The sequence below is a fragment of the Oculatella sp. LEGE 06141 genome (assembly GCF_015207605.1).
GTDB lineage: Bacteria > Cyanobacteriota > Cyanobacteriia > Elainellales > Elainellaceae > Oculatella.
Genome location: NZ_JADEWO010000003.1, coordinates 62,458 through 75,516, shown reverse-complemented (window position 1 = coordinate 75,516; position 13,059 = coordinate 62,458). Strand labels below are relative to the sequence as shown.

9 protein-coding genes are annotated in these 13,059 nt (G+C 50.9%); 1 reads left to right on the top strand and 8 read right to left on the bottom strand.

Annotated elements, in window-relative coordinates; genetic code table 11:
* Positions 1-70: 70 nt before the first annotated feature.
* The 8 genes from IQ268_RS03315 to IQ268_RS03275 all read right to left on the bottom strand — a co-directional run bounded on the left by IQ268_RS03315 (position 71) and on the right by IQ268_RS03275 (position 10,088).
* Positions 71-1,210, bottom strand: a complete 1,140-nt coding sequence (locus IQ268_RS03315; RefSeq protein WP_193875548.1) for a DUF4231 domain-containing protein — start codon at positions 1,208-1,210, stop codon at positions 71-73.
* Positions 1,211-1,217: 7 nt separating this feature from the next.
* Entirely contained in the window at positions 1,218-1,961 is a 744-nt protein-coding gene (locus IQ268_RS03310; protein ID WP_193875546.1) for a hypothetical protein, read from the bottom strand.
* A gap of 245 nt (positions 1,962-2,206) precedes the next feature.
* Positions 2,207-3,775: an NAD(P)H-hydrate dehydratase gene (locus IQ268_RS03305; RefSeq protein WP_193875544.1), complete on the bottom strand. Its 1,569-nt coding sequence runs from the start codon at positions 3,773-3,775 to the stop codon at positions 2,207-2,209.
* A gap of 89 nt (positions 3,776-3,864) precedes the next feature.
* Entirely contained in the window at positions 3,865-4,791 is a 927-nt protein-coding gene (locus IQ268_RS03300) for a hypothetical protein (RefSeq protein WP_193875542.1), read from the bottom strand.
* A gap of 184 nt (positions 4,792-4,975) precedes the next feature.
* On the bottom strand, positions 4,976-5,341 hold the full coding sequence (locus IQ268_RS03295; RefSeq protein ID WP_193875540.1) for an MGMT family protein: 366 nt from the start codon (positions 5,339-5,341) through the stop codon (positions 4,976-4,978).
* Positions 5,342-5,438: 97 nt separating this feature from the next.
* Positions 5,439-6,566, bottom strand: coding sequence for a site-2 protease family protein (locus IQ268_RS03290; RefSeq protein WP_193875538.1), 1,128 nt, complete (start codon positions 6,564-6,566; stop codon positions 5,439-5,441).
* A gap of 346 nt (positions 6,567-6,912) precedes the next feature.
* Positions 6,913-8,196, bottom strand: a complete 1,284-nt coding sequence (gene codA, locus IQ268_RS03280) for a cytosine deaminase (RefSeq protein WP_193875534.1) — start codon at positions 8,194-8,196, stop codon at positions 6,913-6,915.
* A gap of 377 nt (positions 8,197-8,573) precedes the next feature.
* Positions 8,574-10,088 (bottom strand): GAF domain-containing sensor histidine kinase, encoded by a 1,515-nt coding sequence (locus tag IQ268_RS03275; protein ID WP_228035051.1) that lies wholly within the window; start codon positions 10,086-10,088, stop codon positions 8,574-8,576.
* Between the two features lie 631 nt (positions 10,089-10,719).
* On the opposite strand from IQ268_RS03275, the gene IQ268_RS03270 reads away from it, so the two are divergent.
* Positions 10,720-13,002, top strand: coding sequence for a transglycosylase domain-containing protein (locus IQ268_RS03270; RefSeq protein ID WP_193875532.1), 2,283 nt, complete (start codon positions 10,720-10,722; stop codon positions 13,000-13,002).
* Positions 13,003-13,059 lie beyond the last annotated feature (57 nt).

The following is a 13,059-nucleotide window of genomic DNA, read 5'->3' as shown; positions in this document are numbered from 1 at the left end:
CTTGGCGATCGCCCCTGATGCGGATAGTGTATTTATCGATATCTCTAAAGATCCGTACAGTTATAGACTTCTACACCCGTGGAACAGGTTTGACCGCATCATCTGACTCATTTGTGGGTTCTTGAGAGGGCAGCGATCGCCCATGCCCCGCATTGTCTGGCGCTCGGGTGTCGTCTGATTGCTCGTCTTGCGTCTGACTGTCCTTCTCCTGCGATTCTGGCTCTTTGTAAAGTCCGGCCAGGGCATCCCGCATCTCTTGCACCCATCCAGTCGATTCAGCCTGAATCACGGCTTCTGTATTCTCGACCAGTTTTTCAAAATTCTCGAAGCTGGATCGTGCGTCGGAGGAAAGCGAGTGCCACCAGCAGAGAATATTTTCCAGGTTACTGGCCGCCTGGTTGTAGGCCGTTAACGTTGCGCCAAGTTGCCGAAACTCTAGATAGCTCGCGAAAGCAGCAGCAACGGAATTACTGACCGCCACCCAGACTTCTAATCCAATTGCAGCCAGAAAAGTGCCAATGCCGCCAAACAGGTAAACCAGCCATTGCCAGAGTTGCCACTGCCGGTCGAGGACTGCGGTTTTGCGGCGATACCACTTCAACTGATCCATCAATCGAGCGTTTAAGTAGCTATCCGCATCTAATCGAGAGAAAATTTCCGGCTCAGGATCGCCCCCCCTGGGTTTGAGTGCAGCCCGGTTCACCTGAGTCTTCATCAACCGTTCGCCAATGGTTCGCAGTTCAGCAGATAGGTTGCTGTCACGCAGATCACCTCTATAAATGCCTACATTCGCGCGATAGCGATAGAGTTCTCGCTTAACGGCTTCGGCACTGCCCCGTAGCAGAATCCAATTAACGCCGCGATCAAACTTGACCGCTCCAGCCAGTAAAATGCTCACCACGATCGGCATGATGATCACAGCACCCCGCAAAAAGTAATACAACGCCATTACCCAGGGGGAATAATTCTGCACATCGGCTTCATTTTGGAAGGGCAACACTGAGCCAAAAATAAACGAATGGGAAACGGCCAGGAATGTCGCTGTTACTCCCAAAATCAAAATGGTTCGGCGAAGAAAGGTAAACCGTAGTTGAGACTCATTGGCCGTGCGATCGTAAATTCTGTAGCGATGCCATGCCTCTTCTAGCAGTTGTTGATTAAGGTTCCCTAAATTAGTGGCCTGAGAGGACTCTGGGGCTTCTGCAACCATGAGATACCTAACCCGATAGTTTTTGTCTCAGCAAGTCTTCTAAGTTGGTAGTGGGTTCAGAGAGATCGAACAATGATATCTGCCCATCTCTTAACACAACAGACACGGGTTCTCGAACCTCTGGCTCAACCTGGCGAACCGCCATTGCAATCTCGTCGGCTAAACGCCCACTGCCTTTAATGACCACAATAGGACGACCTGCTTTTACGTTTTCCTGGACATCAATTAGGGCAATCGCCCCACCATTGACCAGTACCGTCACCGAAGGGGCACCATCTGCCAATAGGCTGGCAATTTGAGCGAGCCAGGGCGATTCGTCTCCCCAGTTCGAGCCAGGAACCAACATGAAGTGAGTGTGGTTCGGCTCCAGTGGGGTTGTTTCTGCATCTAAGATAGGCCGATTGGGCATACTCACCCGCCCAACCGGAGCAACGCCAATCAGCGGAAATCGGCCTCCTGTAATAGACCGGGCATCCCCCATTAATCGCATCACTCCTGCATCAGTACCACCATCAATCACAAAGATTCCTAGCTCTTCGGCCAATGGAGCCAGCACATCAACAAATAGAGACTGTAACCGTGCTAAATCGGCCTCACTTACCTGGCTTGCTCCACCAATAATGACCAGTACAGGACGCGGCTGATGCAGCCCAAAATCGTTCAGCGTGGTGACAAGCTCATCCTGATGCTGAATTTGTTTTGCTTGAGCGGTAAAACCGTTTGAAAAGGTGAGCCTGGAGCTAGAAATCATTTAAACCTGCTGCACAACTATTAATTGATGCATCTAAGGGATTACTTATTTTAAGATTCCCAGAGCTTAATTCAAGTCAGCACAAATGGAGGGAGTGCATCACCTGAACCAGTGTTGAATTGGATGTATGCATATTAGCGTTACTTGTTCACGATGGTGGGTAGCGCGATCGCTCCAACTCCCATTCTCATTCAAATTCGTCTTCAATTCAGTCTTCGCATGAAGTGTCAACCATCTTTATTTGCTCACAAACGTTTAATGGCTTCAGCGTGCTGTTGCAGTGTTGGAATCAAATAGTGGGTCAACGTATAGGCATCTACCCCCAACTCGGTGCGTTCTTGCGCGGCCAAAATTCCTGCCTGAGCGTGCCACCAGGCGGCACTTTGAACAATGGCCTCAGGAGAGACACCAGCAAGAACGGCTTGAGCCAGCAGCCCGCCTATCAACCCGGTCAGCACGTCGCCACTGCCGCCTCGCGCGAGTGCGGGTGTACTTTCTGGATTAAACCAGACGTGATCTGAATTGGCGATCGCCGTTCGTGCCCCTTTCAACAGCACCACCGCTTTACTCTGCTGTGCCGCTGCTTGTAAACCGCTGATGCGATCGTCTTGCTTGGCGAAGTCGGGAAACAGCCGTTTGAACTCACCCAAATGGGGCGTGAGTACCGTAGGAGCGGCGCGTTTTGACAGCGTCGCAACGGTACCCCGTTGTGCCACAATATTCAGCCCATCGGCATCCAAAACCAGAGGAGCATCGTTCTCTAACACTTGCTGAACGACAGGTTCAGCGTTGCGTGTCAGCCCTGGGCCACAGGCGATCGCACTATATTTGCTCAGGTCTACCTCCTGGGGCAAGCGGGCGATCGCTCCCGTTTCATCTTCGGGGCAGCCAATCGTCAACCCTTCTGGCACCTGAGCCATCAGCACCGACCTGGCCGATTCTGGAACAGCCACCGACAACATGCCAACTCCACTGGCTCTGGCGGAAAGTGCAGTTAACAGAGCAGCTCCCATATATTGCCGGGAACCCGCAATTAGCAGCAGGTGGCCTTGCTTGTATTTGTAGGTCGAAGACGGACGGGGAATAGATAACGGGGCGATCGCCGTCTGGCGGGTAATTCGTTGCAGTGGGGGGGAGGCACCCAGCACGGCCTCAATGTCGGCCAGCGGAATGCCAAAATCAATTAGTTCCGAGGCTCCAGTGTACTCCAGAGCCTGATCTTGCATAAACGCCAGTTTCCACAACCCCAGGCACAGCGTCCGCGTGGCACGAATGGCAGTACCCAGCGCTGCGCCACTGTCGGTATGCAGCCCCGACGGCACGTCAATACTGATGACCGGAGTAGACCACTGGTTGATTTGATCGACGATCGTTGCAATCGTTCCATCAAGCGATCGCGTCAAGCCAAACCCAAATAGGCCATCAACCAACACATCGCAATCGGCCAGCGGCTCAACCTGCTCACAGTGGGGAATCCCTAACCGTTCGGCATACTGTGCGTGTTGGGCCGTCAGGTCTTTGAGCTTGCCAAACGGTCGGTAAATCGTAACGTCATACCCCTGGCTATGCAGTTCGCGGGCAACCACCAGCGCATCACCACCATTGTGCCCTGGCCCCACTAAACAGCCAATTCGTTTCGTTCGAGCGTTGGGATAAAGCGCCTGAATTCGTTGGGCTAGTTGTCCACCCACCTTTTCCATCAGGGCTGCAACAGGCATTCCAGCGGCAAAGATGCGAGATTCAATATCGCCCATCTGCTGGGCCGTTACAACAACCTGTTGCAATCGTTCCGATCGCGTCTCCGGTGCAACCAAGATTCGATCCTCAATGCGGAGGGCTGAGTCAGAAACCTCTCTTTCGACAAGGGCAATTTGCCACTATCCATAGGATGGTTCCATTTCTCTTACCGTCTATAGTAAACCCTGGCATCTAATCCAAAATCGCGGAAGTATCGGCTCCAGCGAGCGGCTGTCCCCCGGCTCGTAAACGGCCCTACCAACACATGGGTGCCGCGTGGCGCGCTCCGTTCGTTCGTCACTTGACCAATCCCCAGGCCACCACCAAGCCGCCGCACTTGATTGCTGACCGATTCAATATTGCTCGCCCGCTCTGGAATAGCGACGTAGTAGGAATTATCGGGCAGGGCAGCCGATTCAAACGGTTGCGTGCCAGCCTGACTAATTTGAGCGGGCTGCCCAAACTCAATTTCTCTCGGTACCTGTGTCACCGGAATGAGATCGGGGGACGGTGTGGCGATATTAACCGTTTGCGGCGCAGATTGCCCGCTGGCTGCGGTCAGTTCGCTGCCCGAAATCGGAATAACCTCTGCCACAATGCCCTGCGAGGCCAGTGTAGCCGCCTGACGTTCAGCGCTAGTCTGCTCGCTAAACAGACCCGCCTGAATTACCTGCCGCTCTTGATAGGTTTGTAGAAATGCTCCCGACTCTACTTTACGCACCTGCGCCAGTAATAGCGGACTGTCTCCATTGACATAGACCAAATAACGCTGTTGAGGGGATGCCTGAGCAGGCGTGTCAACCCGGGGCACTAACGGCGTTCCAGCCGGAGGAGAATTCAACGGTTGAACGGGCTGCTGTGCGGGTTGCTCGAAGATTAACGGGGGCGGAGGCGGTAGCCCATCAATCACTTGTTGTGCCAGCAAAAGGCGATCGCCAGTTGTGCCTGCATAGGCTGGCGTAGCTATCCAACTTCCGGTTGTCATGACCAGGGAGATGAAACCAATCACGCCTTGAGGAGTGAAACGGTTTCTTGCTAACCACGACAGCAACGTTGCGGATGAATATGGTCGGTTGGTTTGATGAGTCATCATGCACTAGCCCGACAGTCGAATGTGTCGAATATGAGTAAAACAGGTGGTAAAAGTTGCAGCAAGTGTAGCACGCTCAGACAAGGTTTCAGGGTGAATTATGTAATGTTTGGTTTTGGTTGCAGCCACTCATGGCTGGCCGACTCTTTAAGCAGGTTGAACAAGCAAGTTAAACACTTGCAAATCGTCAAGGCGTTTGAGTGGAACAGCTATCCTCGGCCTGGAGTGATGTCAAAACAGCACATGGATCAGGCCGCCATCGATGCTCGTTCAGGTCGATTCTGCCAGTAGAACTAAAACGAATGCCCTCTTCTTCTAGCAGCGATCGCTGTAAATCATCCCCTCCGTCACGAAATGACGAATACGAAATCTCTCCTTTGGCGTTAATCACCCGATGCCAGGGAATATCGGTTGATTGTACCCGGAACAGAGCATAACCCACCAAACGCGCTTGCCCATACAAATTTGCTAACTCGGCTACTTGTCCGTAGGTTGCCACTTGTCCATAGGGGATTTGGCGCACAACGGTATATATTGCATCGTAGGTAGACACACCATTACCTCATAGGGCTTTGCATATCACTATAAAAAACTCCCCCAACCGATTGAGGGAGTTTAAAAGTAAGGAACAGACTAAAGAAGAGCGATCGCTATGCGGGTTTAGATTCCATTCGCTTTTGCAACAGCTTGATAATAGACGCTTGTTCCAACAATCCCACCAGAACGCCGTTCTCACGAATCACAGCCAGGGCTGGAATTTGCTTTTTCTCGAACAAACCAACCACTTCCAGCAACGGTTCATCAGATGGCACCGTTTCTAGCGCCTCGGTGGGTTGCATCAGGTCACGCACTTTCACATCCCACCAGTCGTTGGTTGGAATGGTTTTGAGGGCATCAACCGCAATTTCGCCCATCAGTTGTCCGGCTTCGTCTGTAACCAAATATTTGCGCCAGTTAGCCGAGTTACCAATGATGTGGTTGTTAGCAAATTCTCGTAGTGAACTGTCAGCAGACACGATTGGACTATTAGGGCTAATGGCATCTGCGGCGGTTAGCCCACTCAGTTTCTCTTGGATCGCAGCAGATTGACCGTACCGACCCGCGTTTTGCAGCAAGAACCAGCCGATTAGCAATGTCCAGATGCTGCCAATGTTGCTAATGCCAAGTACGGCTAAGACACCCATTACTACAGCAATCCAACCTAAAACCTGGCCAGCACGGCTGGCAAACGCAACACCGCGATAGGGCTTGCCAGTGATCTTCCAAACGATCGCCTTGAGCACGTTGCCACCATCCAGCGGCAAACCGGGCAGCAAATTGAAGACACCCAATGCCAGGTTGATATAGGCCAACAGCCCAACGATCCCAGCGATCGGGCCAGATAAACCAGCAAACAGGTTAATCGCGCTAAATACTCCGAACAAGACAAAGCTTACGAGAGGACCAGCGATCGCCACCCGAAAAGACTCGCCCGGAGTCTTGGATTCTTCTCCCAGGCTGGCAAGTCCACCAAAAATAAACAACGTAATTGAGTTCACTGCAATGCCTTGCCGCAAAGCCACAAAGCTGTGTCCCAGTTCGTGAGCCAGAACTGAAGCGAATAGCAGTAACGCCGTGGCCAGTCCCAATACCCAGGGAGTAACACCGCCCAGGTAAGGAAACTCAGTGGCGATGCCGCTGCCATAGCTCCAGGTCACCAGACCCAGCACTAAAAACCAGGACGGATTAATAAAAAATGGAATACCAAATAGGTTTCCAACTCGTAAGTTGCTGTTCATATAAACGACCTCTGTTGAAGGCTTTTGAATTATTCAGTTGTTGTCGCTGACATCTTCTATCGTAACGAAGTGTAAACGAGTCTTTAATCCTCAAATTGAGGTAATGTCCGTCCATTTAGGTTCGGCTATTGGCATGAGAAGCAACTCTCACCTGAGAGAGACTCAAGCCAGGAACGGCATCGCTCTCATAATCCTTTGCCTGGGAACCACAATTGTCTGGATGAAGCCAGCCGGATTGACGAGCGCCGCCAACTCTCTCACCCCGATTCCAACCCACTCGCAGTCGCACTTACAAACTGGGGATAAACCTTCTGCCTACCGTTACTTGTGGCATTAGCGATGCATGTCACCCTGTAACGACTGAAGTATCGGCTTTCCAGTGCGATGTTGGAGAGTCTGTCTGTGCAATCAGTTTACCGCGTGAAATCACATAGCGAACGGTTGCCCGTCGCCGAATGGCATCATATGGATCGATCGCATCCAGCACAATCAAGTTAGCAGGCTTGCCCACCTCAATTCCATAGCAATCGTCAATCTGTAATGTTTTGGCACCGTTCCACGTCACCATGTTGTAGCAGGCATTCATCTCGCTCATTCCCGTCATCTGGCAAACATGCACAGCCATCGTTGCCACATCCAGCATGTTGCCTGTACCCAGCGAATACCACGGGTCTTGGATGCAATCGTGCCCCAAACTCACGTTTTGCCCCTGCTGCCACAGTTCTTTGACCCGCGTCACACCGCGTCGCTTAGGATAAGTATCGGTTCGCCCTTGCAGCGTGATGTTGATCAGCGGATTAGAAACAAAATTGACCTGGGTGCGCTGCAAAAGTCCCAGCAGCTTAAACGCATAGGCATTGTTGTAAGAGCCAAAAGCAGTGGTGTGGCTAGCAGTGACTTCTGTTCCCATACCGCTGCGGATAGCGCAGGCCATCACGACTTCCAAAAAGCGAGACTGATCATCATCAATCTCATCACAGTGAACATCAATGAGGCGATCGTACTTCTCAGCCAGTTCAAAAATGCGATGCACCGATCGCACCCCATCTTCCCGCGTTAGCTCGTAGTGAGGAATACCACCCACGGCATCTGCCCCTAGCTTCAGCGCCTCCTCCATTAACTCTGCATTTTGAGGGCCGCCGTACAGTCCATCTTGCGGAAAAGCAACTACTTGCAGCGTCATCCAGTCTTTGACCTGCTCTCGCACCTCCAGCAACCCCTGCAACGCAATCAAGTTCTTCTCGCTAACATCAGCATGGCTGCGAACAAACAGCACGCCTTGCATGGCCTGCTGCTTGAGGGTGGCGATCGCCCGTTCCTTAACATCGTCTAAGGTGAGGGTTTGTTTGCGATCGCGCCAAATTTCAATCCCTTCAAACAAGGTACCGCTCTGATTCCAGCGCGGTTCTCCTGCTGTTAAAGCAGAATCGAGGTGAACATGGGATTCCACAAACGGTGGGCTAACCAGTTGCCCCTGAATATCCAGTTCGAGTGGTGCAGTGCAATCCAGTTGAGGGGCGATCGCAACAATTCTGCCGTCTGCAATGGCAATATCTACGTCCGTAATTGATGCGGTTGGATGCAGCAGGCGGCAACGTCGAAGCAGAAGGTCGTTAGACGGTTGAGCCATAGCGGATGTCGTTGAGCAACAGATTGAAAGCTAGCATGGCACAAAACCGCTCCTCAGCCTGTTACTAGCTTCACCGTAGGTTCACCACGGCGACGGCTATAAGAATTCTGGAATCGCTCCAAGCCAAACGGCTCCACGCTAGTTAAAACTATTCAAACCAGCTTAAACCAGCGATTCGCAACGTCACTACAGTCTGCAATGTCATTCTGATACCAAGCCAGAGCCAATCTTGATGATAGAAACGCCAGGACTTCAATGAAACAGACTGATCTTCGAGTTCGCGATCGCAACGAATCCGTCACTGATGTTAATGCAGCGGAAACAGTAAAAATGGCATCAGTGATATCGTTCCAGTTCCCCTGGCGAACCAATGCCGATCAGTCATCCCCGTTTCCAGTCATTTGAGGCAAAGTAATCACATAACGATATCCTGACTCTATAGAGCCTTGAATTGTAATTCGTCCACTGTGCATTTCTGCCAATTGACGACTCAACATTAACCCCAAGCACTGACGAGAGCTTTCAGAGTTCTCTTCGAGCGATGCCTCTGCAACTTCAGCAGCGACTGCCTGACTCAAGCCTGAAACCGCTTCTGAAGCATCGCTATCCGATTCGTCAAACCAGCGGTGCCCAACCTCTGCGGTATCAGCATGGGATGGGGGCATGGAAGTCAGCAAATGGCTGGAGCAAAGTGCAGTTTGCGGCAACCCGTCTCCTAACCACGGATGAGAAGGCCAAAGGGTGATATTGAGCTGCTGCCGCCGCCGAGAAACGTGAACTCGAATAATGCTGTCGGTGCTGGCTGATTGAATCACACTGAAAACAAGGTGATATAGCAGTTGACGCACCTTGTCTTTATCCAGTAGCCAGATACGAGGTCCCGGTTCTACCGTTAAGCGAATTTGTTGCTCCCGTCGCTGAGCCGCTTGGCCTACGGCACTTAGAGCCTGCTGACATAACATTTCAACATCAACAGGACTCAGGTTTAAATGGCGGTTGCTATCATCTAATAAGCCTAATTCCAGGATTTCATTGACTAAAGAAAGCAGGTATTGTCCGCTATTGCAAACAATATCCATATATTCCTTTTGCTTATCAGTAAGTGGACCATAAATCTCACGACTAAGAACACTTGCCATGCCCAAAATTGATGTGAGTGGAGTCCGTAACTCCTGGGTCATTTGTGAAATCAAATCTACCTTAGTTGAGTTGACTACTAAAGCGTTGGAATTGGATTCTGTTCCATAAACGGTTGGTGTTGATGCTGGATTGTAATGATGTAGTTGAGGGCTTAGTTGTTGTTTGATTAAATGGTTTCGCTCAAACTCGCTCATGCTCCACCGAGCTGTTAATTCTAGAAACTCAATATCCCGATCGCTAAAATGTCGGGGTTTCAGCTCCATAATGGCTAACGTGCCGATACAGTGACCGTTTGATGCAATTAGAGGCACACCAAGATAGGCACGGATACCGTAGCGCTGTACCAGCAAACTATCTGCAAAGGCTGGATGAACGACCGCATCATCAATTGCTAGGACTTGATGGCTATCGACCACATGCGTGCAAAATGACTCATGTCTGGGAAGCTGACGAGAGGAAGCCAGATCGTTCATCAGCCCGATTCTCGACAAACCAACGGCTGCTTTAAACCATTGGCGATCGCGATCGACTAAACCCAGCACACAAATTGGCGCATCGAGGAAATGAGCGGCAGTTTGTGTCGCTTCTTCAAATACAGGTACGCTTTCTGCTTCCAGCAACGCTAAGGTCGTCAGGGTTAACAGTCGCTGCTGTTCTTTTTCTGAATCTGGTGTATTATCAACACGGCAAAATAATCTACTATCAGGGCCAAGCATCACAACCCCTTTCCTCGCATAAGCTGTATTAGCCATCTACTTTAGTGCTGAAAAAGCCATCCACTGTACACAGCATTCCCTAACTTTCTTTGTGGCAAACACCGCTGAATAGAAGATGATTGCGCTGCTTTTGCACAGAATTCAAGGTAAATTTTCAATATTGAAATGTCTGTAATATCTCTGAAACTGAAGTGATTTTAATCACGCCTGTGGTGGCTATCCTAGAAAGATGAATTGCAGTTGTTAGTTTGACAAGGTAATTCAAATGCCGCATCTGCTAAAAAAAGCACCCAAACTAGAGTGTTGTACCAGTAAGCTGCTATGCTCGCTTGAGAGGATGTTTTAGAAGTCTAACTGGTAGCCCAACACCTCAGGGGCATGACATCCCCTGCGGCAAAAAATACAGGCAATCTGTCTGAGTTTATTTCAAGGACTTCCAATTTGTTGTAGAAGGGACAGTTCGTACCCAAATTCCCCAAATTCTTCGGACGCACCCAATGCACCGAACGCACCAGGCTCTACACTGGTGGTTTAATCCCAAACAGGCAGCGATCGTCCGAAACCGAATACTCAGGACAGCGAGTAGAATAGTCCATAACTGAACTGAATCTGGAACCTAAGTAAGCTAGTTTGTTTCCTTACCTTGTATAGTTCCTGCTAACTGTGCATGACTTCACCTCCGCCCTCAAACCAACCTCCCACCCCACCCCCGAATGCACCGAAGACGCTAATGGGTGCCATTACCCAGGCTGTGCAAACGGTACAGGCTAAGGTCAATTTCTCCAAATTGGCGCTCAAGCCGAATGCCAGAGTAGCAGAACTTTGGGTTCAAGATTCCGAGTCTGAAAAGGCGGAAGTGTACCCATTGCTGGGTGAACGCTATCTTCTGGGTCGCAGTTCTAAATCGTGCGATATTGTCATTCGCAATCCCATTGTTAGTCAAATTCATCTATCGATCACGAGAGACAGCCAGCGTCCCAACACTCCTTTCGTCCTGAAAGACGAGAATTCTACCAATGGAATTTATCGGGGCAAACGGCGGCTGATGAATACGCCGTTACGGCATGGCGATGTTTTAACCCTGGGGCCACCGGAACTGGCGGCTGCGGTTCGCATTCAGTACGTCTACCCACCACCGTGGTATGTCAAAGCAGCTCGGTACGGGTTATATGGTTTTACCGGAGTTACAGCGGCAACAGCTTTGTGGATCGGCATTGAATGGCAACGGTTTACCGTTCGTCCTTTGCCAACCTCCGTTCAGGGGCCTGTAGCGGTATATGCTCGTGACGGGGTTACAGAGTTACGGCCTCAAACCGGGCGAGCGCATGTTGAACTCAGACAACTTGCTGATTTTTCTCCCTATCTGGCTGACGCGGTTATTGCTTCCGAAGACTCCCGCTACTACTGGCATTTGGGGGTTGACCCAATTGGAATTTTGCGGGCACTCGCGACCAACATTCAAGGGGGTGGAATCCGTGAAGGGGGCAGCACCATCACGCAACAGCTCTCTCGCAATGTCTTCCGAGATTATGTGGGAACAGCGGATTCAGCAGGTCGAAAGCTGCGAGAGGCGATCGTTGCCCTTAAACTGGAAACCTTCTACAGCAAAGACTTTTTGCTACTCACCTACCTAAACCGGGTGTATTTGGGGAACGGCAACTATGGGTTTGAGGATGCGGCTCAGTTCTACTTTGGCAAATCTGCCAGAGATTTAACGCTTTCAGAAGCAGCAACCCTGGCTGGAATTTTGCCTGCTCCCAACAGTTTCAACCCCATTCGGGATTATGGAGCATCGGTGGAGTTGCGCGATCGCATCCTTAACCGCATGGCCGCCCAGGGGAAAGTTAGCCTGGAAGACGCTCAACGCGCCAGACGATCGCGGATTGAAATTAACCCAGATGCCATTGAAGAGCTAGAAAGTACGATCGCCCCCTATTTTTACAGCCAGATCTTTGCGGAGCTAGAAGAATTGTTGGGGGAGCAACTGGCGCAAGAAGGCAACTTTATTGTTGAAAGCAGCTTAGATCCTCGCCTGCAAACCCAAGCAGAAGCGTCATTGCAGAACGCGATCGCCAACAGCGGTGCAGCAGCCGGGTTTTCTCAAGGAGCCGTCGTCACCCTGGACGCAAGTACAGGCGGTGTCCTGGCAATGGTGGGCGGAGCCAGTTATCAGGAAAGCCAGTTTAACCGCGCAACTCAAGCGTTGAGACAGCCCGGCTCAACCTTTAAAGTATTCGCCTACACGGCTGCGATCGAGCAAGGAATTTCTCCCGGTCGTTCCTACTCCTGTGCGCCATTAAGCTGGGGAGGACAATCCTTTGCAGGCTGCCGTTCCGGGGCAGGCAGTATGGATATGTATCGGGGATTGGCGTTATCCGAAAATGTAATCTCACTTCGAGTGGCGCAAGAGATCGGACTCGATGCCGTCGTACGCACGGCTCGACGGATGGGAATTGATTCTGAGTTGAATCCCGTACCAGGGTTAGTTTTAGGACAGAGTGAAGTCACGCTACTAGAACTCACAGGTGCCTACGGCGTACTGGCAAACCAGGGGGCACGAAACCGGCCTCACACTATCAGTCGTATTTTGGATAGCAGTGATTGCACAAACGTTGATGAACCCAACACATGTCGCGTGATTTACGACTACAGCACTGATGCAGAAGCAAATGTAGCTGTGTTGCCCGCCCCAGTGGCGAATACAATGACCAATATGCTGCAAGGGGTGATTCAAAGCGGCACTGGACGCAATGCCTACCTGGGAGTTGGGGAAGCGGGTAAAACGGGAACAAACAATGACAACACAGATCTATGGTTTGTGGGGTACATTCCCCGCACTAGTGTTGTAACCGGGGTTTGGTTTGGTAATGACGACAATGCCCCAACCTCAGGCAGCAGTGCTGATGCAGCTCGGCTCTGGGGAGATTATATGGGACAAGTAGTCCAGTAACCCATTCCCGATCTGGTTTTAATCGTTAATTAAATAAAATTAACAAACGATGGATAG